Here is a 25686-nt window from a genome sequence, read left to right as displayed (position 1 = left end):
TCGGTCCCTATCCGTCGTGGGCGCAGGAAATTTGAGAGGAGCTGTCCTTAGTACGAGAGGACCGGGATGGACGCACCGCTGGTGTACCAGTTGTCTTGCCAAAGGCATCGCTGGGTAGCTATGTGCGGACGGGATAAGTGCTGAAAGCATCTAAGCATGAAGCCCCCCTCAAGATGAGATTTCCCATAGCGTCAAGCTAGTAAGAACCCTGAAAGATGATCAGGTTGATAGGTCAGAGGTGGAAGCGTGGTAACATGTGGAGCTGACTGATACTAATCGTTCGAGGACTTAACCAAGTTTTAAAGCGAACTCGTTTTTTACAAACACTTCTTCTACATTATCTAGTTTTGAGAGAACGATCTCTCAAAAAAATAGTCTGGTAACTATGGCGAGAAGGTCACACCCGTTCCCATACCGAACACGGAAGTTAAGCTTCTCAGCGCCGATGGTAGTTGGGACGAAAGTCCCTGTGAGAGTAGGACGTTGCCAGGCTAAACTTTATTTTTTGGCGATTAAGGCGTCAAGATTTAAAGTGGCCCCTTGGTCAAGCGGTTAAGACACCGCCCTTTCACGGCGGTAACACGGGTTCGAATCCCGTAGGGGTCACCATTATTGGAGGATTAGCTCAGCTGGGAGAGCATCTGCCTTACAAGCAGAGGGTCGGCGGTTCGATCCCGTCATCCTCCACCATATATTTTTCTTAAAATACATGCCGGGGTAGCTCAATTGGTAGAGCAACTGACTTGTAATCAGTAGGTTGGGGGTTCAAGTCCTCTCGCCGGCACCACTTTACTTTTCATTTATACGCGCCCTTAGCTCAGCTGGATAGAGTGTTTGACTACGAATCAAAAGGTCGGGAGTTCGAATCTCTCAGGGCGCACTTTAACGGGAAGTAGCTCAGCTTGGTAGAGCACTTGGTTTGGGACCAAGGGGTCGCAGGTTCGAATCCTGTCTTCCCGACCAGTCCGAACTATTTAATAATTATGGGGCCTTAGCTCAGCTGGGAGAGCGCCTGCCTTGCACGCAGGAGGTCAGCGGTTCGATCCCGCTAGGCTCCACCTTAATTAAATTTTATATTTGGCGGTGTAGCTCAGCTGGCTAGAGCGTACGGTTCATACCCGTAAGGTCGGGGGTTCGATCCCCTCCGCCGCTACCATTTATTTACGGAGGAATACCCAAGTCTGGCTGAAGGGATCGGTCTTGAAAACCGACAGGCGGGTCATACCGCGCGGGGGTTCGAATCCCTCTTCCTCCTCCATATTACTTTTAAAATTTTTACCGTCGCGGGGTGGAGCACGTTCGAATAAGCTTCTTCGAATTTTCTACAGCGCAACGATTGAGCCACAGCTTGAATATGCTTTCCGAAATCGGGGCGGTCTTCAAACTAAGGGCATGCACAAAATGTAATATTTTTTATTGTCGCGGGGTGGAGCAGTCCGGTAGCTCGTCGGGCTCATAACCCGAAGGTCGCAGGTTCAAATCCTGTCCCCGCAATATGGTCTGGTAGTTCAGTTGGTTAGAATGCCTGCCTGTCACGCAGGAGGTCGCGGGTTCGAGTCCCGTCCAGACCGCCATTTTTCTAGATATATTCAATCTAAATACGCGGGTGTAGTTTACTGGTAAAACCTCAGCCTTCCAAGCTGATGTAGTGGGTTCGATTCCCATCACCCGCTCCATTTAGGGGCCTATAGCTCAGCTGGTTAGAGCGCACGCCTGATAAGCGTGAGGTCGATGGTTCGAGTCCATTTAGGCCCACTAGAAAAGGAAAAAGCGATTGCTATTAAGCAGTCGCTTTTTTTGTGTTTATTTCAATTCCGAATTTTAAGCTGCCTCGAGTAGTTCCTTTTCTCTTTCTACTTCTAATGCTGATACAATATAAGCAAACCCATTCATTAAAAAGTAAATAACATTGGACTGTACCCGTTCAGTTTCTCCTAAATAGGTATTTACGATAATGGTAACAGAGTATAAAATGACAAAAAATAAAGCAATTTTATTGAAAATATTCATTCAACCGACCCCTTTTTTAGGATTCTTATTTTAATCATATTTGTTATTAGCGTATCTTATGCAAGCCACATCCCAATTGCCTATTCAACAGGTCAATTTTAAAAAGAAGAAAGGAGCTATTCCAGATGTCATTTTCCTTCGATCACTTAGTGGTATTTCTAAAAAAGCCAGAGGAGGCGCTGGTGCCTTTATACGAGAAAGGAATTCATGCTATTAATGGAGGTCATCATCAATGGTGGGGAACCTATAACTCTTTATCCTATTTTGGGTTAAGCTATATTGAATTTTTAGGAATTGAAGATTTATCAATTGCGGAGAAACAAAGAAACAATCGATTGATTACAGAAATTGTGAAGAAACTCTCAAAACAAGAGCATGAGGGTCCTGCTAAAATAGCGATTCGAACAAGAGAGATTCAACAATTAGCTACAAAGCTCAAAGCAGAGGGGTATACGGTGTATGGCCCATTCCCTGGTGAACGGGTTCGAGAGGATGGGCAAATCATTAAGTGGTCACTTTTATTTTTAGAAAATGACCCCAATGAACTTGCCATGCCATTTTTCATCGAATGGGAAAAGTCTGATGAAGAGAGGTTTTTAGATTTAAAAGAGCAAGGATTAATAGGTAACTCAACTTTTGAGAGTGTAGGCTTTGTGGTTCATAACTTAGAAAATACCACAACCAATTGGGGGGAATTATTAAATCTTGAGCCAAGTGAGGAATTTATTGATGCAGCCATGAATGCTAGATGCCAAAAACTAGACCTTTCAGGCACAAGTCTATTGTTCTGTACACCACTTGGAGAGGGACCAGCCAAAAAGGTATTAGAGGAAAAAGGAGAGACTCCTTTCCTAATAAATCTTGAGGGAACAAATCAGTTTAATCTGTTTGAGATGTTCGGTGGAGTATGGAGATTGCAATAACCTTGAGGGAGTGTAGAAGGTAAACTAGTAAGGTATGCCTTTTTTGTATGTCTTTTTTCAAAGGATGGATTACTTTTTCACAGGAGATACTACAAGCATTCGAGTTGAAATTTGAAGGAGTGTCTAAATGGACTTAAAAAGTGGGAAGTTTTATTGGGAAACAACCTTACCAAATACCACTACATATCCTGTTTTAGAGGAAGACATATGCTGCGATGTTCTTATCATAGGAGGAGGAAGTTCTGGGGCGCAATGTGCCTACTATCTAAGTGAGACAGACCTAGATGTTGTAGTGGTCGATAAACGTAAGATTGGTACGGGAAGTACAAGTGTGAATACGGCTCTTATTCAGTATTTGGGAGATAAAATGCTATTTGAGTTAGTAAATACCTTTGGAGAAAAAACAGCTATTCATCATACGAAGCTATGCGAAGAAGCAATAAATGATATGGAACGAACGTCTCAAATGATGGACATAGATCCTGAATTCTACAGGAGGGATAGTCTCTATTATGCGAGTGATCAAGCAGGAGTAGAAAAACTCAATAATGAGTTATATTACCTACAAAAACATAATTTTAAAGTGGATTTCCTAACAGAGAGGCAGATTAGTGAACGCTATCCCTTCAAAAAAGAAGCGGCTCTATATTTATATCAAGATGGTGAAATTAATCCACTTAAGTATAATCATGGACTCCTTTTAGAAGCTCAGAAAAAGGGAGTGCGGGTCTTTGAGAAAACAAGAATCAATGGGAAACAATTTCAAAAAGATGGTGCCACCTTTTTTACTGAAAATGGCTATTCCATAAAGGCACGACACGTCATTATTGCTGCAGGGTACGAGGGATTGGAGTTTATGAAAGATAAAAATGCCGTTATATCAAGCTCGTATGCAGTTGTTACTAATCAGGTAGAGAGCTTTACAGATTGGTATAAGCAAACTCTTATTTGGGAGACCGCACGCCCCTATATTTATATGCGAACGACGAAAGATAACCGAGTGATTATTGGTGGATTAGATGACAATACCACCTATGTTGATGATCGCGATTCTAAGATTATGCATAAGAAAGATAAGCTAATTGAGGAGTTTAACAAACTTTTTCCTTCTATTGAGGTTTATCCAGAGTACTATTTAGGAGCCTTTTACGGAGGGACACATGATGGCTTGCCAATGATTGGGCAATATGATGAGTTCCCCAATTGTTATTTCGTATTTGCATATGGAGATAATGGACTTGTATACAGCGGGGTAATGGCAAAAATTTTGAGAGATGTTATAGCAAAAGGGGCCCATTCTGCTATGAGTCTGTATCATCAGAGTCGATCTGCTGCTGCATTTAATAAAAAGTAGCTGTTTTTTCGTAGTTTTAGGTTAGTCTCTCTGTGATATTTGGTGTAAAATTACACCCTATTAGCGAATTTCATAGGTTTATCGGCGAATATTGGACTTTTATCGGCGAATTCAGGCTGTTTATCAGCGAATATACAGGTTTATCAGCGAATCCAATTTAACACTACAAATTTTAAAGGCGAACAGTATACAAATGTTCGCCTAACTCAGCATCTTACTTTAATTTAGCTACAATCTTGCCCTTTACATGTCGTTCAGAAAGACGGGAGAGTGCCTCAGGTACTTGTTCAAGTGTGATTACTTCTTTTAACATAGACGAAATTTTCCCTTCTGCCAATAAAGCGAGCATTTCGTTCCCCATCACACCTAAATCTTCTTGTGCTTTTCGATCTCCGGATTGATGGGCAGGCCCAAGAGCAATCTCATGGAAAGAAATTGCTTTGGTAAAAGGCTTCACCTGTGTGTAATCAGGGGCACCAGCAATATGAACGATGTGTCCTAAAAAGGCAAGCATGTCCAGTGAATCGGTGGCACTTTGACGGCTAACTGCATCAATAATGGCGTCTACCCCACGACCATTGGTGACTTCCATTACCTTCGCCTTCACATCTTCTTCTCGATAATCGATAACATAGTCCGCACCAAGTGATCTAACATACTCGTGATTTTGGCGAGAAGCCGTAGAGATAACTGTTTTACCGGCCCACTTCGCTAATTGGACAGCAAACCCACCTACACCACCAGCGCCGCCGTGAATGAGAAGGGTATCAATGTGGTCCATTGGAAGCTTACGGAATAAGGATTGATAAGCAGTATATCCCGCTGTCGGCAAAGCCGCAGCATCTTCAAATGTTACTTGATCTGGAATCCGTGAAACTGTATGAGCAGTTGTCACTGCGTATTCAGCAAAACCGCCTTTTTTCGTCAGGTCACCATGATAGACTACTCGATCGCCTTTTGCCCAACCAGTTACACATTCTCCTACTTCTGCAACTACCCCAGCAACATCTAATCCTAGAATGTGGGGGTATGCCCAATTTGGATTACCGCCTGTTGCCGTTTTATAATCAACCGGATTGAGTCCTACTGCATGAACCTCAATCAATAACTCACCTGCACTTGGTTTTGGAATATCTGTTTCTTCTACCTTCATCTCTTTCCAAAGACCTTTATCATGTAAAAGTAATGCTTTCATCAATATCATCCCTTGTTAAATTGTTAATCTAATTTTTCCAACACAGTTAATAATATATACTGTTGAAAACTTTCACAAGAAAACTGACCTTTTCTTAGTTGACTAAAATGATAATCCATGTTAATTTGTATATGCAAATGAAAAAAGGGACTGAGCAAGAATGAATGAAGAAGAACAAATATTAATTCATTGTTTATATTTTACAGCAAGCCGTTTTGCTCGTAACATTTCAAAATTGGCAGAGAAGACGTTCGATTTCGGGGAACTTGCACCTTCTTATTTATACATGATTATGATTGTAAAATTCCATCCTGAGATTAATCAAAAAGATTTATGCCATAAGCTCTCCATTGCTCCTTCGACCAGTACACGGTTTATAGATAAACTAGAAAAACTTAAGCTGGTTACACGAAAAATAGATGGAAAACAAACGCATATCTCTTTAACTGATGAAGGAGAAAAAGTATACCATCAATTCCGTGTTTCATTAAAAGAATTGTTCTTGGGTTATTCCGACATTTTAGGACGAGAATTCAGTATGGATTTAAGCAGGATGCTTCATGAAGCGAGCAATAAGCTAGAAAAAGAACTGTAATTTTTTTACCCTATCATTTGCATATACAAATATAGATGGTTTTGAAACTTGAATATGGAGGCCATTTTATGAAAGAAAAGATATTGTTGATTGTCGGTGCAGGGCCAGGGATTAGCTTAAGTACTGCAAAGAAATTCGGTAAGGAAGGCTTTAAAGTTGCCCTTGTATCACGACGTATAGATGCTTTACAGAAGTACGAAGAAGAGCTACGAGCTGAAGGAATTACGGCAAAGGGCTTTCCAGGGGATGTTTCATCAGAAGTATCTTTAAAAGCAGCAATAGACTCAGTGATTAAACAATACGGACAAATTGATGTTCTTTTATACAACGCGGCGGCAGTTAGACTAGGTAAACCGACAACATTAAGCATAGATGACGTAGTTAAAGATTTTAAAATCAATGTGGCTGGGGCCCTTTCAAGTGTAAAAGAAGTCCTTCCTTACCTTGAAAACGGAACGATCCTTTTAACTGGCGGAGGGTTGGCGATTCATCCATTTGCTGATTATGCATCCTTAGCGATTGGCAAAGCAGGCATCCGCAGCTTAGCACATAGCTTACATCAAGAATTAAGTGTCAAAGGTGTTTATGTTGGAACTCTAACAATTAAAGGGTTTGTTAAAGAAGGAACGTACTACTCACCTGAAAATATTGCTGATACTTTTTATAGCATGTATGAAACAAAAAAAGAAGTGGAAGTAATTTTTGAAGAAAAGTAATATTTTTTTAATTTTACATTTGTATATACAAACAAAAAGGAGAATTCATCATGAAGACATTAGTTATTGTCGCACATCCAAACTTAAAAAACTCAGTTATAAACAAAATGTGGGCTGATCGATTACATCAAGAAAAAGATATTACGGTGCATGAATTATACGCAGCATATCCTGATGGGAAAATTGACGTCGCGCATGAACAGAAACTATTGCTTGAACACGACAGAATTGTTTTCCAGTTCCCATTCTACTGGTACAGCAGTCCTTCTCTATTAAAGGAGTGGCAGGATGTTGTTCTCACTTACGGATGGGCATATGGATCAGAAGGAACGAAATTACGTGGAAAAGAATTTATGCTGGCGATTTCAACTGGCGGACCTGAAGCTGCCTATCAAGCGGGCGGCTATAATCACTACAGCATGAGTGAGTTAACGAAGCCATTCCAAGCGACTGCAAACCTGACAGGAATGCGCTTTTTGCCAACATATACAGCACAAGGTGTCCGTTTCCTAACTAGCGAACAAGTTCGAGAAAGCGCGGAAAAATTAGTAGAACAGTTAAAAGCTTCATATTAATTTTTTTAGAAAAGAGGGCTGTTTCATGGAGTATAAATTACTAGGCAAAAGCGGTTTGAGAGTATCAGAGTTAGCATTAGGAACAATGACGTTTGGTGAAGATTGGGGTTTTGGTGCCTCAAAGGAAGAAAGTCAAAAAATCTTTCAAGCATTCGTAGAAGCAGGCGGGAATTTTATCGATACGGCAGTAAATTATACGAATGGAACCAGTGAGAAATATGTGGGAGAGTTTATCAAAGAGCAACGAGAGCAGTTTGTTGTGGCAACAAAATATACACTCAACACTCGCCCTAACGATCCGAATGGCGGCGGAAACCATCGGAAAAATCTTGTACAATCCGTTGAAAAGAGTTTAAAGCAGCTTCAGACAGATTACATTGATTTACTATGGCTCCATGCCTGGGATTTCATGACCCCTGTAGAAGAAGTAATGAGAGCACTTGATGATTTAGTTCGTTCAGGAAAAATCCTTTATGTTGGAATCTCTGATACGCCTGCTTGGATTGTCTCTCAAGCGAATATGCTTGCCTCATTACGAGGTTGGACGCCATTTATCGGCCTGCAGGTTGAATACAATTTACTGCAACGTACCCCTGAAAGAGATTTATTACCTATGGCGCGAGCACTTGATATAGGTGTGACTGCGTGGGCGCCGATGGCCGGTGGTGCATTAACAGGAAAATATAATAACCCTTCCGCTGAAAACGGTAGATTATCTCCGCAAAGCGCACGATTAAATGAAAGAAATCGAGCGATTGCTACAGTCGTGGAGGAAGTGTCGAAGGAACTTAACGTTTCACCTGCCCAAGTAGCATTAAACTGGGTGCGCCAGCAGTCAGGAACGGTGATTCCGCTAATTGGAGCCAAACGAGAAGAACAAATGAGAGATAATCTAGGAAGTTTATCCTTCCAGCTTTCAGATGAACATCTTAGCCAACTAAGTAACGCAAGCAAAATTGAACTAGGGTTTCCTCATGATTTTCTCGCATCTGAGCCTGTCCTAAATGCTATCCATGGCAAAACCTACGGAAATATTGAAAAGAGAATGTACTAAATAAGATATTTTAAGGGGAGAACTCGAGATGAAGGGGAAAATTTGTTTAATTACAGGCGGTAACTCAGGGATAGGCAAAGCAACAGCAATGGAATTAGCAAGAAAAGGGGCAACGATTGTTCTGTTGTGCAGAAATGAGGAACGAGGACAAAAAGCGCGCCAAGAAATCATTGAAAATACAGGCAACAGCCATGTAGACCTGCTTTTAGCAGATTTATCCTCTCAACGTTCAGTTAAACAAGCGGCAGAAGACTTTAAGAAAAAGTATACCAAACTCGATGTACTTATCAATAATGCAGCTGTCTTTTTATCAAAGCGTTCTGAAACAGAAGATGGGATTGAGACGACATTTGCCACGAATTATTTATCCCATTTCATCCTCACCCATTTGTTATTAGATTCGCTTGAAGCAAGTAGTGAGGGGCGCATTATTAATGTAGCATCTAAACATAATGGGATTAAAATGAATTTTGATGACCTCATGACCAAGCAAAACTATGCATTTTTCAGAGCGGTCGGTCCGACAAAGTTAGGATTAATCTTGTTTACAAACGAGCTTTCGAAACGCCTTGCAGGAAAGCCTATTACCGTCAACAGCCTGCACCCTGGAATTATTCGATCTAATCTTATGCATGACATGCCATGGGTTCTTCGGACATTATTCAAGACACTTTCAGCTAGAGCTGAAAAAGGTGCAGTGACACCTGTCTATCTTGCTTCTTCTCCTGCTGTTGAAGGTGTAAGTGGTAAGTTCTTTGTCAACTGTAAAGAAGCAGAAACCACTGATGTTGCAAAAGACCAAGAATCAGCACGGAAACTGTGGGACATTACCATGAGCTTAATCAAACCTGGAATTCTCTAAACATAAAAAGGAAATGCGCATCGAGAATGAAACCCCGATGGCACTTCCTTTTCTTATTTTACAATCCCAGAAAGAATCAATTTCCAAACAATCTCAAATTCCTGCTCAATGGTAGGCGAGGTCCATTCTTTTGCAAGGGCAGGATGATGGAAACGAGCTGTTGCCATAAAGACGCCACTAGCTGTGCCGGCGGCATCTGTTGATTTAAACTCTCCACTGGCAATTCCAGCTTCGACAATGGGGATGATTTGTCCAATCAATTCTTGAATATGGGTATCGACGGCTTCCACCGACTCTTCCACAAGCATCGAGTACATGGAAAATAACGCCGGGTCTTCCTTCACCTTGAAATGTTTAATCTGAATCAGCGTCTTTACCCATAAATATAAACGCTCTGTTGCAGAGCAATCCTGTTTAAAAACAGCCGCTAATGGTTCCGAGATACTATGAAGCCATCTTTCCGCCACCGCTTCCTTTAATGCTGCCTTACTAGGATAATGACGATAAATAGTTCCGTGACTAACATTTAATGCCCGAGCAACATCAACCACACTGGTTTTCTCAGGACCAAATCGGCGAAGGACTTCCTCCGCCGTATCTAGGATTGTTTCTTTGGTTAAGATTTGGTCAGCCACTTTATTCTACTCCCAGTTGGTTCATTTGTTCAGCAGCATAGCGAGTACCAGCAACGGCTTCTGGAGGAACTGCCGCTTCAATTCTTTCGAGGTCAGCAGGGCTTAACTTTAAGTTCACCGCATCAAGGGCATCCTGAAGCTGAGACTGTTTACGTGCACCAATTAACGGAATGACATCCTCTCCGCGTGAAAGAACCCAAGCGATCGCAAGCTGTGCTACATTGGTTTGTTTTTCCTCAGCGATTACACGCAACGCCTCAACTAATGCTAAATTCTTATCTAAATTTTCACCCATAAAACGAGGAGCAAATGAACGGAAATCAGGTGCTCCTTGACGGTCCTTCGACCACTTTCCACTTAACAAGCCTCGTGATAGGACACCATATGCGGAAAGACTGATCCCTAGTTCACGTAAGGTTGGTAGAATTTCTTTTTCAATACCACGGCTAAAGAGGGAATATTCAATTTGGAGCCAGCTAATTGGATGAACAGCATGTGCACGACGGATCGTGTCTGCATTTGCCTCTGAAAGACCAATGTTTCTTACATAGCCCGCTTTCACCATGTCAGCAATCGCACCAACAGTTTCTTCAATTGGTACATTCGGATCGACACGTGCTGGTTGATACAAGTCAATGTAATCCACGCCTAAACGTTGTAACGTATAGGATAAGAAGTTCTTTACGGCCTGCGGACGGGTATCAACGCCAACCCAACCTCCATCAGGAGAACGCATGGCACCAAATTTCACGGCAATAAAGGCATTATCGCGTTTTGAATCTTTAAGTGCTTCGTTTAAAAGAAGTTCGTTATGACCCACTCCATAGAAATCCCCAGTATCAAACAGGGTGACTCCTGCTTCAAGTGCAGCGTGAATTGTAGCGATACTTTCTTTACGGTCGGCCTTCCCATAAAGGTCGGACATTCCCATACAGCCAAGTCCTATAGCAGAAACGGTTGGACCATTTTGTCCAAGTTTTTTATTTTGCATAAGTTACATACCTCCACTGATAAGATGAATTTATTCTAGCAAAATCAATGATAATAATCAAATGACAAATTATGTTTTTTGTCATTTGATATGCAAGAATGTAAATTGTGTAGCAAAGCAAATCTTATCTATTTTTCGTTCAAAGTGTAAGAAAATACAATGTATAATAAATCCCCTTTGAATGGAAAAGATAATTGATAAGTAAAGGAAATAAGCAAACATCGAAGGGGTCAACTTGAATGGTTTTATTCTTTTATATCGTCTTAAATGTGATTGCTTTATTTCTTTTTATCAAAAAAAAGAAGATGCTCCATATACTTGAAATAATCGTGTATTGGATGATCAGCACCTATCTCTATCAAAACTTCTCCGCAATTTGTTTTATGAATTTTAAAACATTGATTGTCCCTGAAAAACTAAGCTTGGAATTTTCTCATTTCCTTAACCGAACTATTCTATTTCCTATCATCATGGTCATTTTTCTTCACTTCTTTCTTATTTTAACGACAAACTGGAGAAAGTTTCTTTTATTCAGTAGCTTCGTCTTCTTTTTAACAGGATTGGAATATTTATCTGATCTGTTAGGTGTTTTGATTCATGAAAATTGGCGGGTGTGGTGGTCATTTGCTTATTGGGTGGCAACTCTATCGGTGTTACTTGTTTCTATGAGGGTCTTTCGCAGAATCCTTTATAAAGGGGGAAACCATTTATGAATGTGACCTTTGATTGGAATGAATGGTTCTTCATTCTAACCACCACTGCTATAATCTGTTTATTTTTACTCATACGAAAATATTTTCCCCCTGTGATTGTCATCATTATTTGGATATGTAATATAGGATTTGTTTCAACCATAGATTATTTTCTTCTCGCCACCCCTTTTAGACTATATATTTATGGTGACAATCCTACCTACGAGGCATCTGGTGCACTTTTTCATCTTTTTATGTATCCATGTGCCTCTTTAATTTTTTTATATGGTTACGATAAATTTCAGCTCTATGGTAAAAAAACGGTTTGGTATGTTCTGTTCTGGACCGGATTCTCTCTATTATTCGAATGGATTAATGTAAAAAATCATGCACTGACCTATACGGGCTGGAAGCTTTATTATTCCATTCCTTTTTACCCAACCACAGCTGTGTTGTTAATCATTCTTTTTCGCTTTACAAAAAAGAAACTGCTGGAGCTGCCGCTTCTAAATAATAATTAAGTTGCAATCCTTTTCATTATTCTATTTAATAAATGCGTAATGAAAAATCTACAGAATGAGGTAATTTAGTTGAAAGCACTTGTTTTTAATACATTTGGAGGGCCAGAAGTCCTGGAGTATGCGGAAATCCCCAATCCGGTCATTGGTCCTAATGAAATATTAGTGAGAATGAAAGCCATTGGTTTAAACTTTGCTGATATATATAGAAGAAAAGGAAACTACCATCTTGCGGGAGAACCTCCCTATATTCTAGGGTATGAAGGAGCAGGCATCGTTGAAGAAATCGGGGCGAATATTCAAGGAATCCAAGTTGGCGACCGGATTGCTTTTGCGGATGTACCTTATGCGAACGCTGAGTTAGTAGCGGTTCCGTTTGAAAAAGCGATACCTGTACCTGAAACAATTTCATTTAATGAGGCGGCATCCGTGATGCTGCAAGGCTTAACTGCCCACTATCTAACACGTGATAGTTATGCCGTGAAAAAGAATGAAGTGGTTCTCGTCCATGCGGCAGCAGGTGGGGTTGGACAACTACTTATACAAATGGTCATTTTGCTCGGAGGAAAGGTCATTGGCTTAACATCTTCTGCTGAAAAAGCAGCAGTAGCAGAAGGAGCTGGAGCATCCAAGGTATTCTTGTACAAGGATGATTGGAAGAAGCAAATATTTGAGGCAACAAACGGTAAAGGTGTAGATGTAGTCTATGAATCAGTCGGATCGACGCTTCAAGATAGTTTTGAAGCGACACGTATTGGGGGAACGGTAGTATTTTATGGAATGGCGGGGGGAGATCCAGCACTAGTTGATCCAAGAATGTTAATGGATACGTCCAAAACACTGACCGGTGGAGATTTATGGAATGTTCTTACTTCACGTGAAGAACGAGTTACACGGTCTAGTGAATTGTTTGGCTGGATGCAGGAGGGAAAAGTACGATTAGCCGAACCAACAACCTTTGCACTAAGCGGGGGTCAAGAAGCACATCACTATTTAGAGAGCCGAAAAAGTACCGGCAAAATTGTATTAATTCCTTAGGGAAAGAGGAGAAGCAATGATTCAATTTAGAAATGAGCACATCACCGTGTTTCAAAGTGCACTCTACCAAACCACATGTACGGTTGTAGATACGAAGGATTTTGTTCTCGTGGTAGACCCAAATTGGTTGCCTCAAGAAATAGAAGAGATCCAAAGACATGTTGCTAGCATTCAAGGGGAAAAAGAGCTATACCTTCTTTTTACACACGGAGATTTTGACCATGTCATTGGGTACCTTGCTTTCCCAGGGGCAAAGGTCATCGGAAGTAAAGGACTCCAAGACCATCCTGATAAAGAGAAAAAGGTAGACATGATTTGTCAGTTCTATAATGATTATTACATACAACCGCCATATCCGATTGCCTTTCCAGAGGTGGATATTGTAATTGGTGAAGATGGGCAGAAGCTTGTCATTGGAGAGTCAACACTCACCTTTTATCTGGCGCAGGGACATACGCATGATGGGTTATTTACAGTGATCGAACCGCTTGGTCTTTGGATTGCGGGGGATTATCTTTCTGATTTTGAATTGCCGTTTATTTATCACAGTGCTAAAGCGTACGAACAAACTCTTCAAAAAGCAGAGGAGATTCTCGTAAACCATAAGAATTCTATATTGGTTCCCGGTCATGGCAAAACGACAACAAATCTTCAAGAGATTCAGCGCCGGATTCAAGTATCTCAAGATTATCTCGAGCGATTGATTGCTGCTGTGAAGAACGAGGACGCAGAGGCATTGACAGCCTTAGAAGAGGAAATGGCTTTTCCATCTAACTTTACGAAGCAATGCCATAAAGACAACATAGCGATTGTTCGGAAGGAATACGCGTAAGGGGGGTATCAAATTTTGGTAGATGTTTTTACAGAGATCATCATCGGCCGCCCCGTTGGGCAAGTTTCACAGTATGCAATGGATCCTGACAATGCCCCCGAATGGTATGTTAATATTCAGTCCTCTGAATGGAAAACGGAAAAACCGCTGGCCCTGGGTTCACGAGTGGCCTTTAAGGCGCAATTTCTTGGGCGAGAGCTTGCCTATATATATGAAATTATAGAGCTTGAGCCGGAGAAAAAGCTGGTGATGAGAACCTCACAGGGTCCATTTCCAATGGAAACCACCTATACGTGGGAAACTCTGGAGGGCAATCGAACACGAATGACATTAAGGAACAAAGGAAATCCAACAGGCTTTTCCAAAATCTTTGCACCGTTTATGGCTCCCATGATGAAAAAGGCTAACAAGAAAGATTTACAAAAAATAAAAGAAATACTTGAATCGAGTAGTGAGAACTAGATGAAAATGGGGTATCCATAGAAAAATAACCCGTTCTCTTTTGGAGTTCCCGCATAGGAAAAAGCAAATATAAACACAAGTATAAAAGCAGTGGATTTCGCACCTGAAATCGCACTGCTTTTTGCATTATTTCGAACAAATATCTAGTAAGATAACCAGAGAAGCTTATTTTAACTATCGGGGTAGGTTAGAGAATAAAAATATGAGGATTTCAATAGGTATAAATAAATTAATAAATTGGAGAGTGGAATAATTGGGGATTAGAACAGCAAATGTGGAGGATTGGAAGCAAATTTCTTTATTGTTAAACCAGTTGGACTATCCAGATACCGAGACTTTCATAAAAGAAAAAATAGAAACACTCCTTACTGAACCAAATGAGGAGTTATTGGTTTACGATAAAGATAGTAGGATTATCGCTTTAATTTCCATACATTTTATACCTCAATTGGCTGTCAAAGGAGATTTCGCAAGGATAAGTTATTTTGCAGTTGATAAAAACATTAGGAGTATGGGAATAGGACGAGAGATTGAGGAGTATTGTACTAATTTAGCCAATAAAAGAAATTGCGATAGAATCGAAGTGCATTGCCATTCAAGAAGGATAGATGCACATAGGTTTTATATCCGACAAGGGTTTACCGAATCCCCAAAATACTTTGTTAAGATGTTACCCCAATCCGATTAATATCTACAATCTCCTTTCTAACGGCTTTTGTTATTTTAATTTTGGCTCTGTCAAACTTGCCTGTTGATTTCCGCTCCAGGCACTGCGCTTTCCGTGGGTGTTTCGGCGAGCCTCCTCGGCGCATGCGCCTGCGGTGTCTCCCCTGAACCATACTCCCATAGGAGTCTTCGTGCCTTCCGCTCCAATCAACAGAGTGTAAAAATCAACACTGTTCTTTAACATAGCCTTAATTTTAAAGACGACAGTTCCCCTGTCGTTTTTTGGTTATGGAATTATCTTACAAATTCGCAACTCAAATAGCAGAAGCATAATTTTTATTATGATCTTACTAATTAACCTGCGATTTATGCTGTTAATTTAGGTAAAAAAATTTTAAAAAACACCTTCTAACCAATAAAAAGGCAGAGTGAATTCATATGCGAATTACTCTGCTATTTGTTCTGACTTTATATGTGTTTTTATAGCTGCGGGTACCTCAAAAGAGAACGGCTTAATAGAAAAAATGGGTGCCCTTTTTGTGTGAAAAAACTAATCAAACGTTTAATTGAATTTCTGAATTTTCAAATTGGAATAAAAATACATTGACGGTTACTTTGATGATGTTATATATTTTTACATATTGATGTTAGGAAATATAACATGAGGGGCTGATTCTTTGAAAAAGATTGAGGCGATCATTCGACCGGAGAGGCTCACGGATACGATTAAAGGATTAAAGAAAATAGGAATTACAGGATTTACCGTTTCTCAGGTGGTAGGAAGAGGGAAACAAAAAGATACGCAAGGAGTATACCGGGGGAAAAATTATCAGGTGACCCTTCATCCAAAAGTGAAATTGGAAATTGTCCTTTCGGATTATTTGGTGGAGTCAACGATCAAGACAATCGTTACTGCAGCCCAGACAGGTGTAGATGGAGATGGGAAAATATACGTATATCCTATTCTAGAAGCTTACAATATTCGAACAGGCACAATTGACTATGATATCGATGACTTAGCGAGCGAAAAGGGGTGATCTTTTGGAGTTAATGTATATCAATACAGTTTGGGTCGTCCTTGCTGCAGCGATGGTGCTGTTTATGGAAGGTGGATTTAGTTTATTAGAAGCTGGATTTGTCCGTACGAAAAATGCAGTTAATGTGACTATGAAGATATTCGTAGACTTAACCATTGGGGCTTTAGCCTTTTGGTTGATCGGATTTGGAATTATGTTTGGTAAGGATACCTTTGGATTTATAGGAACGACTCTTTTTGGAAGTCCCGATAAAATCGCTCTTTCGATGGAGCTACCAAGCGTTGCGTTTGTTCTTTTTCAAATGGGATTTGCAGTAGCTTGCATTTCGATTATTTCAGGTGCAGTTGCTGAACGGATGAACTTTAAAGCCTATGTGGTTACAGCTGCATTGATCAGTATGATTATCTATCCGCTATCTGGTCATTGGATATGGAATAGCGATGGTTGGTTAGCAAAGTTAGGAATGAAGGACTTTGCGGGATCAGCTGCCATTCATGCCGTTGGTGGGTTTGCCGCTTTTGCAATGGCTAAACTTCTTGGTCCAAGAAGAGGAAGATTTAATTCGGATGGCAGTGTGAATGTGTTTGCACCGAGTAACATTCCATTAGCATCAGCGGGTGCCTTTATTTTGTGGTTCGGCTGGTTTGCTTTTAATGCAGGCAGTACATTGGATGCATCAAGTTCAGCGCTAGCGCCCATTGCCATCAACACGATGTTAGCCGCAGCGAGCGGTGGTTCTGTTGCTTTGTTTCTAACGATGAAAAAGTTTGGAAAAGCAGATCCAAGTATGACGATCAATGGTGTATTAGCTGGATTGGTTTCCATAACTGCTGGCTGTGCTTATGTTTCTGAGTGGAGCGCTATTTTAATTGGAGCCATTAGTGGGTTGATCGTTATTTATGCTACCTTATTTGTTGATTTTTTGAAGGTGGATGATCCGGTGGGAGCTGTGGCTGTTCATGGTTTCGGCGGTGTGTTTGGAACCATTGCTGTTGGCTTGCTTGATAAGTCACAAGGATTATTGACCACTGGTGATTTCTCGCTCTTAAAGGTCCAGCTTTTAGGTGCAGTAGTTGTTATTGTGTGGGGGCTGATTGGCGGAACTATTATAGCAAGGGTATGCCAAATGACAGTCGGTTTCCGAGCAACTATAGAGGAAGAAGACGAGGGCTTGGATATGTCTTACCATGGTATTCCTGCTTACAATGAATTAGAGCGTTTTACTGACTTGCCTTCAAGTCTATTTAATTTTGAGGAAACAACGGGAATCACCGTTGCTTCTCCTGCTATTAGGAAAGAGAAGCAAGTGATGTAGTTTGATGCTCTTTTTGTACTACAATCATATTACTAGTTTTATCTAAGGAATCTCTTTTGAAGGGATTCCTTTTTGAAAGAAAAGAAAGTTAATATTCTGTCATACCACAGTCCTTAATAACTGTGGTTTTTTTATGGAGGAATGGGTGTTGTTTAGTAGTTGGCGAGTAAAATGGAGTTTTTGACGAGTAAAGTATAAAGGTTGACGAGTAAAATAGAAAATAGACGAGTAAATCAAACATTTGACGAGTAAATCATCGAAAGTGACGAGTAAGAAAGAAAATCATATAAAAAAGGTAATTTTAAAGGTACTTCAAGAGGTGATCAACAAATAATTTGAAAGGAATATACTTGAGCCAGGCTAAACGCCTGGCTTTTTTCAATGAAAAGAAGAACAACGTACAATACGTAGTTCTTCCTGTTTAATTAATATTGTCCCATCATTACATTGTAGCTTTTTTCTAAAAGGGCATGATAAAGCTGTTCAATATGTTCGTGGTTTTTTGTTTCAACAGAAATCTCGATTTGGGCAAAACCAGGATAGATATTTTTCCCCATCCGATGTAGATTAACAGATTGAACATTTGCGTCGAGATCAGTAATCGTGCTTAGCACTCTTTGAAGTTCACCAGGTTTATCTTTTAAGGTAATGGTAAAATCAGCATACCTGCCTGCCTCGACCATACCACGTTCGATGATTCTTGAGATAAAACTCATATCCACGTTTCCGCCACTCAAAATGGCGACTACTTTTTTCTCCTTCAGCTTTACTTTTTCAAAAAGCAGGGAGGAAAGGGATGTAGCTCCGGAACCTTCCACCAGCAACTTGTTTCTCTCTAAAAGCATCAGCATCGTTCGGGCAATTTCCATTTCATCGACACAATAAATATCGTCCACGTACTTCTGAACAATCTCAAAGGTTTTCTCACCTGGTTTTTTAACAGCAATTCCATCGGCCATCGTGGGTGACGACCGAACCATTACAGGTTTATTCGCTAAAATGGACTCTTTCATGCTGGGACAGGCAACCGTTTGAACACCATAAACAGATACATGAGGATTCTTCTCCTTCACTGCCATCGCAACCCCGGCTATAAGCCCGCCGCCGCCAATAGGGCAAATAATGGCCTCAACTTCTGGTAGTTGTTCAAGGATTTCTATTCCGACGGTTCCTTGTCCGGTAATAATTGCTTCATCATCAAAAGCATGAATAAATGTAGCATCCAGTTGATCCTTCAGTTGTAATGCATACGCGAGGGCATCATCAAAAACGGCACCTTCTAAAATAACCTCGGCCCCATATTGCTTAGTGGCTTCTATCTTACTAAGAGGAGCGCCTTTAGGCATCACGATTTTACAAGGAACGCCCAGCATCTGACTAGAATAGGCAACGCCCTGAGCATGGTTCCCAGCAGACGCTGCGACGACACCCTTTTTTAATTCATCTTTTGAAAGGGAGGTCAGCTTGTTGTACGAGCCCCTTACTTTAAAGGAGCCTGTTTTTTGAAGATTCTCTAGCTTTAAATAGACTTCATTATGTGAGAGTCGGCTAAATGTCTTGGAATAGTCAAGGGGAGTGGTGTGCACAATTCCCTTCATTTTCTCCCGAGCAATGATAATATCATCTAGATTCACAAGTACAACCTCCTGTTTACTCTACTGATGTAAGTGATTTTTCATGGATTGATTTGATTAAGTGGAAAAATAATATCGTGCATGGCTGGACTATTAAATAGATAGGTAAGGAATATATGGGCTTCCAACTGCTATATTTTAAATAACCAATGTAGCTTGTACCTGTGAACCATTCGAATCCAATACTTCCAATCGATAGTATGACTATAAATAAAAGCAGGATACCCCCTTTTAATTGGAATTTGTCATAGAGATAGATAAAGACATATCCAAACGGGGCATAAGGCACATAGCACAATAAATCAAAAAGCTCAAAGTCACCCGAGTCCATGATGTCGTATAAATCAACATGTGGTCCTGCTATCACATGATCAACAATCCTTGCTACTGTTATCGTGAACATTAGTAATAAGATAGTAATAGAGGTTGGAAATCTCTTTGGCAATTTATATAATATGATCACTAAAGCCAGGATATGAAAGAGAATAAACCATTCATTTGCATCGAATTTTTCCGGTAATGGTAAAATTGTCAATTCCTAATCCCCTCTTTAAAAAGGATCCGGCTAAAAAGACCTTGCAGAAAATGGAGGAACGATAGAAAGGTGAACCATACGATAATGGAACCCCATACCTTCCACTTTTCATAGGTGAAAATATGGAAATGGCTTAAAATCGTCTCTACTCCCACTAAAACACCTACCCAAAGCACAGTTATAATAAGCTTCTTTGAGAAGGTGCCCACTCTTTTTACCGATTCAATATACCAAAGAAGCAGTAATGGAAAAACCACAACTTCAATGACACGAAACATAATAAGGTATCTGGTACTCTGTGTGACAGTCCATAGCTTGGCATTGTCTACAATAACAGAGATAAAACTGGTGAAGAAGAACTCGATCACCATCAATAGAAAAATAAGCGTTATGGTATGAGTAGCTTTTTTTATCGTAAAAAACGAAATAATACCGATTAAGGTAAAAGAAAAGAAGAGTGAAACGGTTATCATAATGACCTCATTTTAACCGACATTTATTCTTTTTAGCTTTATCTATAAAATAAAGTCCTATTCAATTGAATAGGAAAAGCCCTAACCAGAAAAAAGGTTAGGGCGAAATTTTTAATAGGAATTAAAGCTTCCGTTCCCAGAAACGAGCCTGGGCAATGCCTTCAATAAATGGTTGGATTTCTATTTTTGTTAAATCAAAGACACCTGCTTCATCTAATTGAATACGGCTGTACTCTAATGTATTAGGTTTACTGGCAGCAATCGCCAATGGTTTAAAGTGTTTGTAGGTTGTTTCAATGAACTCTAAAGCAGGTGTGGGAAGTTTGGATTCACTACTCATTAAGATGGCTGCATCGAAAAGACTAGAGTCGACGGTATCAAAGGTATCCGTTACTCTCAGGACAGCATTTAATGGTTGGACCTTGTTAGCAACGATACTATAATTCAGGTTATGCTGTGCTAATACTTTAATCCATTCAGTTAATTGGTCTGTGTTAGGGGCTCCAGTTACTAGAATAGCTACACTTTTGGTATCAGTTTTTTTAATCGTATGGGCCATGCTTAGTGCAGGTGATTTTTTATCAGATTTGACTTCAAGATTTTCTTTTGGCAAGACCGCCCCTATATTCTCAGCCACTTCTTGGGCCATGTTTCGATCAATGTGGTTAAGAAGTGCAACCGCGTTATTTTTTACCAAATCGGAGTAGCATTTGCCAAGTTCAAAGCTAAGTGCGTCTTTAATATGCTGCTGTTCATATGGAGTCTGACTGTTATAGAATAATTTCGCTTGAGAGTAAAAGTCTAAGAAACTTTCACTCCGTCCTCTGATTTTACGTCCATCCACCTTTTCTTGATAATGTTCATAGCCTCCTTGATCGATTGGCACTGGCTCCGGTTGATTGGCATTTAAACCGTTGGGATGATAGCTTGTTTGTCCGCGGTGAATCGCCATTTGGTGCATGCCATCACGCTGGTTGTTATGGAAAGGACACACCGGTTTATTAATCGGAATCTGATGGAAGTTAGGACCGCCTAAGCGAGAAAGTTGAGTATCTGTATAGGAAAATAACCGTCCTTGTAAAAGTGGGTCATTTGAAAAATCAATTCCAGGTACCAAATGGCCAGGATGAAAAGCCACTTGTTCGGTTTCAGCAAAGAAATTGTCGACATTGCGATTCAAAGTCATTTTACCAACGATTTTTACAGGAACCACTTCTTCAGGCCATAATTTGGTTGGGTCTAAAACGTCAAAATCAAACTTGAATTCATCCTCTTCGGAAATTAACTGGACGCCCAGTTCCCATTCCGGATAATCACCTTTTTCAATGGCTTCATATAAATCTTGACGATGGAAGTCAGGGTTTTTACCGGCAATTCTTTGTGCTTCATCCCAGACAAGAGAATGCATACCAAGGACAGGTTTCCAGTGGAATTTTACAAAATGTGCTTTTCCTTGTGCATTGACAAGACGGAAGGTATGTACACCAAAGCCCTCCATCATACGCAGGCTTCGAGGAATCGCACGGTCACTCATGACCCACATGACCATATGGGCTGATTCAGGATTTTGACCGATAAAATCCCAAAATGTATCGTGAGCGCTGGCTCCTTGTGGAATTTCATTATGAGGTTCAGGTTTCACCGCATGGACAAAATCAGGGAATTTAATCGCATCCTGGATAAAGAATACAGGCATATTGTTTCCAACTAAATCAAAGTTTCCTTCATCCGTATAAAATTTGGTCGCAAAACCGCGGACATCACGAACGGTATCGCTTGATCCTCTCGAACCCTGTACGGTCGAGATTCGTACAAATACCGGTGTTGTTTTCGCGGTGTCCGTAAGAAAATCAGCTTTAGTATATTCCTGTAAAGATTCATAAAGTTGGAAGACCCCATGAGCCCCTGTGCCGCGTGCATGGACAATACGTTCAGGAATCCGTTCGTGGTCAAAGTGGGTCATTTTTTCGCGAAAGTGAAAATCCTCCATAAGAGTAGGACCGCGTAGTCCAGCTTTTAAAGAAAACTCATCTTCCGCCATTTTCAATCCTTGGTTAGTAGTCAAACCAGCCTTTTGCTCGTTGTCGATTATTGATTGCTGTAATTGCGCCATCTTCTTATTTTCCATACGTTTCCCTCCTATGTAAATGTTATCTACCTACTGCTCTCGATACCCCAATTATTAGATGGCCAAACGATTTTTTGGACACAAAATCTTTTATCTGTGAAATTCGTTTTTTGTTATTCAATCTGATGTACAATAGGTAGTATCATGACATCTAGGAGAAAACGAAATGGATATAAAAGAGCAATCATTACTGAATTACTACTATGGAAAACTGACAGAAGGTACGTTTGATGAGAAGGATATCTATGGATTTTTACTACTAATCAAAAATCAAGGTAAGGAAATACGCTGGATTAATGAGGTCACTGATTTTGTTTTGAACCGTGGCCGGCATAATGGAGTTATTAAGGAATACCTTTTTGAGACGAGGAAAAAGTTTGAAAGTCTTGGTAGGACGAAAGCGGCGCTTAGAATCGAAGATGTGTTTTCCTTTAAGGAAATCAGAGCGGGATTGAATAAAGTTTTGGCAGATTGTCAGCTAGAGGGGGTAGCCAATGAGAAAATTAATCATTTTGTTACCTGCCTGATTTCAATCCTACAGCAGATTTCCATTAAGGATGAAAATGATAGAGAGATAGGGAAACTTTTCTTTGCAATCTCCAATAAAGAAATTATTTTGATGGCGGAGATCGAGGTTACTCAAAATCTATTTAAAAAAACCAACGCAGTTTTCCCAGTGCTAACTGCAAATAATAGTTATGCGGATATCAAAAAGCAAGATCGGTTTGATACGCCTTATTTGTTTGTGGACAAGGTGGTCGAAGTGACCAGTAAAGAAGGAAAGCTGGAGATCATCATTCCTTAATCATTGGGGACAGTCCCTTCACTGCTTTAACGCAGCGGGGGACTGTCCCCTTGATTTTGCGGAATCATCGACCCTATGACACTCTTAAATGTCTGTTGTGGGGCAAAAAGTAGCGAGAATCCCATTAAGGCCAACACTGGAATTAATAGGGAACCGTAAGCATTGTTCACCCCATGATGTTCAGCAATCCATCCTAGAAGTGGAGCTCCGATGGTTACGGCCCCTTGATTAATGGTTTGTCTCATGGCGGCCATCCGCCCGTAATAGCCAGGTTCGGTATAGACCTGTTGGACGGATTGCATCAATACTCTGACCCAAGTGGTACCCAACCCAATCAAGAGGATTGCGATAAAAGCAGCGATATTATTTCGAGTAAACATCATCAATAACAAACCAATGGAAGTGATCCCGAAAGACAGACCAGTAACATAATTTTTGCTTTTATATAAAATGGAGGTTGCTGTTATACCGGCAATAATGGCTCCAATAGAAGTCGCGCACTCTAAAATTCCATATAGAGTACTTGTGCCGTGTAAGTACGAGCTTGTGTACACGGATAACATACCTGCACAAGTATGAACAACAAGCTGACCAACAAACATAATTAATAATAAGGAATACATAAGCCGATTTTTATGAACATAGACAAAACTGTCCTTTAAGTCAATCAACCCTGCTTTAAAACTACTATTTGAATTATTTACTCTAGGAACATATTTAATTAGCATCATACACACGGTGCCAATGGCAAAGGTAAGACAAACAAATAACATCACAATACTGGCTGGAAAAATAGTTAACATAGCGCCGCATAATGAGGTGCCAATTAAACCACCGACAGAAACAGCCGAACCCGTTTCACTGAAGATACGAGGGATGTCCTCTTTCTTATAAAGTTCAGTGATGAAGGCTTGTTGAGCTGTTCTAAATAGAGAGGAAAAGGTCTGAACAATCATGTGTACAAGGATAATCATCCATGGTTTAAGGATATTTCCAGTCATGGCTAATAGAAGCATGATCATGGCAACGGTGACAACACCAAGTGATATGACCGTCAATTTTTTTCGATTCTGTTTGTCTACTATTACTCCGAAGACTAAATTGAGCACCACTCCAGGCAAGAACCCCATACCTACCATCAACCCTGTATAGGTCGCATTGGACGTCATCTTATATAAAATCCAGGCAACGGCGATAAAATACATAGAGCTGCCAAGTGAAGATAAAGTGGAAGAAAGCATTATATTCCAGTATTTACTGTCTCTCATCTGATAACCTTCTTTTCTATAATTCCTATTTCGTCTTAATCATAACCTGTATGTTCGATTAATAAAATTTACATTTTTTTATGTTTTAGTATAAGATTTTCTTATGTGTGAGTTTTACTCGGCAATGTTCCCCTGTCCACTTTTGTCGGTTTAGGTAGAATTATTTTTTCTTGAATTTAGCAAAATGTGTAACAAATTTCCTATTTTATAGTAAAATTAGCATATAAAAAAGGGGGTGCTAGATGAGATATTCGGGGAGAATTAGTATTGTTATCATTTATATCACTCTAGTTTTAGGCTGGCATTCTTTTTATTTTTTAATAGACTATGAAGGTTCCTATGTGTTTATGATAGAGAATGGTCAATATAAATGGGACTTAGTCTTTATTCCCTTGCTTTCTCCGTTCTTTTGGTGGTTAGGATTTCAATATGATAAAGCGAAATTTCTTTCGCAAAAAGATGCTTTGACGGGGCTATATAACCGGCGATTTATCTCACAAAGTGCCCCAAAGCTTTTAGCCAAAATGGATAAAAAGATAGGAAACTTAACGATTTCTGTAATTGACTGCAATAACTTTAAACAAATAAACGATCAGCATGGACATAAAATCGGAGATATGGTTCTCACGAGGATCACTAAAGTTCTTTTAAACAGCACCACTGAGCAAGATATTGTCGCTAGATGGGGCGGAGATGAGTTCCTTATTGTATCCCCGTATTCAGACTTGAAAAGAACGAGAGCCATTTCGAAAAAGATTGAAGCGGGTTTGTTTCAATTATCGAAAGAAATGGGAATGGATATTTCTGTTTCCATCGGAACAGCCGTTTATCCAAGTGATGCTTGTGAAATGAAGGAATTATTGATTATTGCGGATCGAAATATGTATAAACGCAAATCCAGAGTAAAGACAATAAAGCAAGGTTAAATAGACCTTCAGTAACTGAAGGTCTATTTTATTTTATCATCTGGGCCGAAGTGGTTACGGGAAAGAGAGGACGGTCGCATAGGGAACAAGTTCGAAAAAAATAGCGAACAGTGCCCCGCACTGTTCGCCAAATGTTTTATATTCCAATCGTATCCAAGGATAGGCGTAGTCCTTCCATCGCAAAGCCTCCGATATAGCGATAAACAAATAAGGCAATGATCGGTGAAAAGTCAATCGGTCCTAGAGGCGGGATAAACCGTCTGAAAAGACCTAAATATGGTTCGACTAGTTTGTAAACCCACCCACCAATTTTTGAAGTCTGAAATTGAGGAAACCAGGAACCAAAGATTGATATGAGAATAAGCCAATAATATGCTTCAAAAGCATAACTTCCTATAAGTAAAATTGTAGAGCCCACTATAAATCACCCATCTATTATTTTTTTAG

At 40.1% G+C, this 25686-nt stretch carries 27 protein-coding genes, 12 tRNA genes and 2 rRNA genes (1 of these 41 running past the window's edge); 31 read left to right on the top strand and 10 right to left on the bottom strand.

Translation table 11 applies throughout. From position 1 onward, the window contains the following. The 14 genes from QFZ87_RS24890 to QFZ87_RS24825 form a co-directional block, all read left to right on the top strand. Positions 1-296 (top strand): 23S ribosomal RNA (locus tag QFZ87_RS24890); it begins 2640 nt to the left of the window's first position. A gap of 79 nt (positions 297-375) precedes the next feature. After that, positions 376-492: ribosomal RNA gene (gene rrf / locus QFZ87_RS24885) — 5S ribosomal RNA — on the top strand. A gap of 42 nt (positions 493-534) precedes the next feature. After that, positions 535-609, top strand: a tRNA-Glu gene (locus tag QFZ87_RS24880). Between the two features lie 5 nt (positions 610-614). Next, a tRNA-Val gene (locus tag QFZ87_RS24875) sits at positions 615-690 on the top strand. 21 nt (positions 691-711) lie between these two features. Continuing rightward, positions 712-787 (top strand) — tRNA-Thr (locus tag QFZ87_RS24870). A gap of 19 nt (positions 788-806) precedes the next feature. Beyond that, positions 807-880 (top strand) — tRNA-Arg (locus tag QFZ87_RS24865). Positions 881-886: 6 nt separating this feature from the next. Next, a tRNA-Pro gene (locus tag QFZ87_RS24860) sits at positions 887-963 on the top strand. A gap of 22 nt (positions 964-985) precedes the next feature. Continuing rightward, positions 986-1058 (top strand) — tRNA-Ala (locus tag QFZ87_RS24855). 21 nt (positions 1059-1079) lie between these two features. Further along, positions 1080-1156, top strand: a tRNA-Met gene (locus QFZ87_RS24850). Between the two features lie 9 nt (positions 1157-1165). After that, a tRNA-Ser gene (locus QFZ87_RS24845) sits at positions 1166-1258 on the top strand. Positions 1259-1420: 162 nt separating this feature from the next. Next, positions 1421-1494, top strand: a tRNA-Met gene (locus QFZ87_RS24840). Positions 1495-1497: 3 nt separating this feature from the next. Further along, positions 1498-1574 (top strand) — tRNA-Asp (locus QFZ87_RS24835). Positions 1575-1602: 28 nt separating this feature from the next. Then, a tRNA-Gly gene (locus tag QFZ87_RS24830) sits at positions 1603-1676 on the top strand. Positions 1677-1681: 5 nt separating this feature from the next. Beyond that, positions 1682-1755: transfer RNA gene (locus QFZ87_RS24825), tRNA-Ile, on the top strand. A gap of 66 nt (positions 1756-1821) precedes the next feature. Here the strand turns inward: QFZ87_RS24825 and QFZ87_RS24820 are convergent. Next, complete coding sequence (locus QFZ87_RS24820) at positions 1822-2010, bottom strand: hypothetical protein (RefSeq protein ID WP_308081275.1); 189 nt, start codon at positions 2008-2010, stop codon at positions 1822-1824. Between the two features lie 125 nt (positions 2011-2135). Between QFZ87_RS24820 and QFZ87_RS24815 the strand changes: the two genes are divergently transcribed. Further along, on the top strand, positions 2136-2933 hold the full coding sequence (locus tag QFZ87_RS24815; protein WP_309867545.1) for a VOC family protein: 798 nt from the start codon (positions 2136-2138) through the stop codon (positions 2931-2933). Between the two features lie 127 nt (positions 2934-3060). Beyond that, positions 3061-4287 carry an NAD(P)/FAD-dependent oxidoreductase gene (locus QFZ87_RS24810; protein ID WP_309867543.1) on the top strand — a complete coding sequence of 409 codons (1227 nt, stop codon included), beginning with the start codon at positions 3061-3063 and terminating at the stop codon, positions 4285-4287. A gap of 214 nt (positions 4288-4501) precedes the next feature. Here QFZ87_RS24810 and QFZ87_RS24805 read toward each other — a convergent pair whose 3' ends face one another. Further along, positions 4502-5482 (bottom strand): zinc-binding dehydrogenase, encoded by a 981-nt coding sequence (locus QFZ87_RS24805; protein WP_309867541.1) that lies wholly within the window; start codon positions 5480-5482, stop codon positions 4502-4504. A gap of 160 nt (positions 5483-5642) precedes the next feature. On the opposite strand from QFZ87_RS24805, the gene QFZ87_RS24800 reads away from it, so the two are divergent. The 5 genes from QFZ87_RS24800 to QFZ87_RS24780 all read left to right on the top strand — a co-directional run bounded on the left by QFZ87_RS24800 (position 5643) and on the right by QFZ87_RS24780 (position 9284). Then, positions 5643-6077, top strand: coding sequence for a MarR family winged helix-turn-helix transcriptional regulator (locus QFZ87_RS24800; RefSeq protein WP_309867539.1), 435 nt, complete (start codon positions 5643-5645; stop codon positions 6075-6077). A gap of 68 nt (positions 6078-6145) precedes the next feature. Further along, entirely contained in the window at positions 6146-6793 is a 648-nt protein-coding gene (locus QFZ87_RS24795) for an SDR family oxidoreductase (RefSeq protein WP_309867537.1), read from the top strand. A gap of 50 nt (positions 6794-6843) precedes the next feature. Beyond that, on the top strand, positions 6844-7368 hold the full coding sequence (locus tag QFZ87_RS24790; protein WP_309867535.1) for an NAD(P)H-dependent oxidoreductase: 525 nt from the start codon (positions 6844-6846) through the stop codon (positions 7366-7368). 25 nt (positions 7369-7393) lie between these two features. Next, positions 7394-8422: an aldo/keto reductase gene (locus QFZ87_RS24785; protein ID WP_309867534.1), complete on the top strand. Its 1029-nt coding sequence runs from the start codon at positions 7394-7396 to the stop codon at positions 8420-8422. 28 nt (positions 8423-8450) lie between these two features. Further along, positions 8451-9284, top strand: coding sequence for an SDR family oxidoreductase (locus QFZ87_RS24780; RefSeq protein ID WP_309867533.1), 834 nt, complete (start codon positions 8451-8453; stop codon positions 9282-9284). A gap of 53 nt (positions 9285-9337) precedes the next feature. Here QFZ87_RS24780 and QFZ87_RS24775 read toward each other — a convergent pair whose 3' ends face one another. Beyond that, complete coding sequence (locus QFZ87_RS24775) at positions 9338-9919, bottom strand: TetR/AcrR family transcriptional regulator (protein ID WP_309867532.1); 582 nt, start codon at positions 9917-9919, stop codon at positions 9338-9340. 1 nt (position 9920) lies between these two features. Further along, positions 9921-10910, bottom strand: a complete 990-nt coding sequence (locus QFZ87_RS24770) for an aldo/keto reductase (protein ID WP_309867530.1) — start codon at positions 10908-10910, stop codon at positions 9921-9923. Between the two features lie 239 nt (positions 10911-11149). On the opposite strand from QFZ87_RS24770, the gene QFZ87_RS24765 reads away from it, so the two are divergent. The 8 genes from QFZ87_RS24765 (at position 11150) to QFZ87_RS24730 (ending at position 17470) form a co-directional block, all read left to right on the top strand. Then, entirely contained in the window at positions 11150-11623 is a 474-nt protein-coding gene (locus QFZ87_RS24765) for a hypothetical protein (RefSeq protein ID WP_309867528.1), read from the top strand. Further along, complete coding sequence (locus QFZ87_RS24760) at positions 11620-12123, top strand: hypothetical protein (RefSeq protein ID WP_309867525.1); 504 nt, start codon at positions 11620-11622, stop codon at positions 12121-12123. The genes QFZ87_RS24765 and QFZ87_RS24760 overlap by 4 nt, the downstream gene beginning before the upstream one ends. Positions 12124-12192: 69 nt before the next feature. Beyond that, complete coding sequence (locus QFZ87_RS24755) at positions 12193-13158, top strand: quinone oxidoreductase family protein (RefSeq protein WP_309867524.1); 966 nt, start codon at positions 12193-12195, stop codon at positions 13156-13158. Between the two features lie 16 nt (positions 13159-13174). Then, positions 13175-13990, top strand: a complete 816-nt coding sequence (locus QFZ87_RS24750) for an MBL fold metallo-hydrolase (protein WP_309867523.1) — start codon at positions 13175-13177, stop codon at positions 13988-13990. 15 nt (positions 13991-14005) lie between these two features. Further along, a complete protein-coding gene (locus QFZ87_RS24745; protein ID WP_309867522.1) occupies positions 14006-14452 on the top strand; it encodes an SRPBCC family protein in 447 nt (148 codons plus the stop codon). 253 nt (positions 14453-14705) lie between these two features. Next, positions 14706-15140 (top strand): GNAT family N-acetyltransferase, encoded by a 435-nt coding sequence (locus QFZ87_RS24740; protein ID WP_309867521.1) that lies wholly within the window; start codon positions 14706-14708, stop codon positions 15138-15140. 655 nt (positions 15141-15795) lie between these two features. Continuing rightward, positions 15796-16155, top strand: coding sequence for a P-II family nitrogen regulator (locus tag QFZ87_RS24735; protein WP_309867518.1), 360 nt, complete (start codon positions 15796-15798; stop codon positions 16153-16155). Positions 16156-16159: 4 nt separating this feature from the next. Next, positions 16160-17470 carry an ammonium transporter gene (locus QFZ87_RS24730; RefSeq protein WP_309867515.1) on the top strand — a complete coding sequence of 437 codons (1311 nt, stop codon included), beginning with the start codon at positions 16160-16162 and terminating at the stop codon, positions 17468-17470. 425 nt (positions 17471-17895) lie between these two features. Here QFZ87_RS24730 and ilvA read toward each other — a convergent pair whose 3' ends face one another. The 4 genes from ilvA to QFZ87_RS24710 all read right to left on the bottom strand — a co-directional run bounded on the left by ilvA (position 17896) and on the right by QFZ87_RS24710 (position 22240). After that, a complete protein-coding gene (gene ilvA, locus QFZ87_RS24725; protein WP_309868111.1) occupies positions 17896-19068 on the bottom strand; it encodes a threonine ammonia-lyase in 1173 nt (390 codons plus the stop codon). A 52-nt stretch (positions 19069-19120) separates the two neighbouring features. Next, positions 19121-19639: a hypothetical protein gene (locus QFZ87_RS24720; protein WP_309867513.1), complete on the bottom strand. Its 519-nt coding sequence runs from the start codon at positions 19637-19639 to the stop codon at positions 19121-19123. Next, on the bottom strand, positions 19636-20112 hold the full coding sequence (locus tag QFZ87_RS24715; protein WP_309867510.1) for a hypothetical protein: 477 nt from the start codon (positions 20110-20112) through the stop codon (positions 19636-19638). The genes QFZ87_RS24720 and QFZ87_RS24715 overlap by 4 nt, the downstream gene beginning before the upstream one ends. A 121-nt stretch (positions 20113-20233) precedes the next feature. After that, positions 20234-22240, bottom strand: a complete 2007-nt coding sequence (locus tag QFZ87_RS24710) for a catalase (RefSeq protein ID WP_309867507.1) — start codon at positions 22238-22240, stop codon at positions 20234-20236. Between the two features lie 166 nt (positions 22241-22406). On the opposite strand from QFZ87_RS24710, the gene QFZ87_RS24705 reads away from it, so the two are divergent. Continuing rightward, complete coding sequence (locus QFZ87_RS24705) at positions 22407-23045, top strand: hypothetical protein (RefSeq protein WP_309867505.1); 639 nt, start codon at positions 22407-22409, stop codon at positions 23043-23045. Between the two features lie 26 nt (positions 23046-23071). On the opposite strand, the gene QFZ87_RS24700 is transcribed toward QFZ87_RS24705, so the two are convergent. Next, entirely contained in the window at positions 23072-24313 is a 1242-nt protein-coding gene (locus QFZ87_RS24700) for an MFS transporter (protein WP_309867502.1), read from the bottom strand. A gap of 242 nt (positions 24314-24555) precedes the next feature. On the opposite strand from QFZ87_RS24700, the gene QFZ87_RS24695 reads away from it, so the two are divergent. Beyond that, positions 24556-25239, top strand: a complete 684-nt coding sequence (locus QFZ87_RS24695; RefSeq protein WP_309867499.1) for a GGDEF domain-containing protein — start codon at positions 24556-24558, stop codon at positions 25237-25239. A 136-nt stretch (positions 25240-25375) separates the two neighbouring features. Here QFZ87_RS24695 and QFZ87_RS24690 read toward each other — a convergent pair whose 3' ends face one another. After that, the gene (locus QFZ87_RS24690) at positions 25376-25657 is read right to left on the bottom strand and encodes a YggT family protein (protein WP_308081254.1); all 282 of its coding nucleotides are present in this window, start codon (positions 25655-25657) and stop codon (positions 25376-25378) included. Positions 25658-25686 lie beyond the last annotated feature (29 nt).

The sequence above is a fragment of the Bacillus sp. SLBN-46 genome (assembly GCF_031453555.1).
Lineage (GTDB): Bacteria > Bacillota > Bacilli > Bacillales > Cytobacillaceae > Neobacillus.
The sequence above is the reverse complement of the archived record's forward strand: the minus strand, read 5'-3'. Positions and strand labels throughout refer to the sequence as shown.

Bases quoted from the DNA above. Each gene is read 5' to 3' on its own strand.
- QFZ87_RS24770 (WP_309867530.1), bottom strand. From the start codon at position 10,910: ATGCAAAATAAAAAACTTGGACAAAATGGTCCAACCGTTTCTGCTATA.
- QFZ87_RS24715 (WP_309867510.1), bottom strand. From the start codon at position 20,112: ATGATAACCGTTTCACTCTTCTTTTCTTTTACCTTAATCGGTATTATT.
- QFZ87_RS24810 (WP_309867543.1), top strand. From the start codon at position 3,061: ATGGACTTAAAAAGTGGGAAGTTTTATTGGGAAACAACCTTACCAAAT.
- QFZ87_RS24760 (WP_309867525.1), top strand. From the start codon at position 11,620: ATGAATGTGACCTTTGATTGGAATGAATGGTTCTTCATTCTAACCACC.
- QFZ87_RS24805 (WP_309867541.1), bottom strand. From the start codon at position 5,482: ATGAAAGCATTACTTTTACATGATAAAGGTCTTTGGAAAGAGATGAAG.
- QFZ87_RS24820 (WP_308081275.1), bottom strand. From the start codon at position 2,010: ATGAATATTTTCAATAAAATTGCTTTATTTTTTGTCATTTTATACTCT.
- ilvA (WP_309868111.1), bottom strand. From the start codon at position 19,068: ATGAAGGGAATTGTGCACACCACTCCCCTTGACTATTCCAAGACATTT.
- QFZ87_RS24710 (WP_309867507.1), bottom strand. From the start codon at position 22,240: ATGGAAAATAAGAAGATGGCGCAATTACAGCAATCAATAATCGACAAC.
- QFZ87_RS24815 (WP_309867545.1), top strand. From the start codon at position 2,136: ATGTCATTTTCCTTCGATCACTTAGTGGTATTTCTAAAAAAGCCAGAG.
- QFZ87_RS24695 (WP_309867499.1), top strand. From the start codon at position 24,556: ATGAGATATTCGGGGAGAATTAGTATTGTTATCATTTATATCACTCTA.
- QFZ87_RS24795 (WP_309867537.1), top strand. From the start codon at position 6,146: ATGAAAGAAAAGATATTGTTGATTGTCGGTGCAGGGCCAGGGATTAGC.
- QFZ87_RS24750 (WP_309867523.1), top strand. From the start codon at position 13,175: ATGATTCAATTTAGAAATGAGCACATCACCGTGTTTCAAAGTGCACTC.
- QFZ87_RS24765 (WP_309867528.1), top strand. From the start codon at position 11,150: ATGGTTTTATTCTTTTATATCGTCTTAAATGTGATTGCTTTATTTCTT.
- QFZ87_RS24705 (WP_309867505.1), top strand. From the start codon at position 22,407: ATGGATATAAAAGAGCAATCATTACTGAATTACTACTATGGAAAACTG.
- QFZ87_RS24790 (WP_309867535.1), top strand. From the start codon at position 6,844: ATGAAGACATTAGTTATTGTCGCACATCCAAACTTAAAAAACTCAGTT.
- QFZ87_RS24780 (WP_309867533.1), top strand. From the start codon at position 8,451: ATGAAGGGGAAAATTTGTTTAATTACAGGCGGTAACTCAGGGATAGGC.
- QFZ87_RS24800 (WP_309867539.1), top strand. From the start codon at position 5,643: ATGAATGAAGAAGAACAAATATTAATTCATTGTTTATATTTTACAGCA.
- QFZ87_RS24700 (WP_309867502.1), bottom strand. From the start codon at position 24,313: ATGAGAGACAGTAAATACTGGAATATAATGCTTTCTTCCACTTTATCT.
- QFZ87_RS24785 (WP_309867534.1), top strand. From the start codon at position 7,394: ATGGAGTATAAATTACTAGGCAAAAGCGGTTTGAGAGTATCAGAGTTA.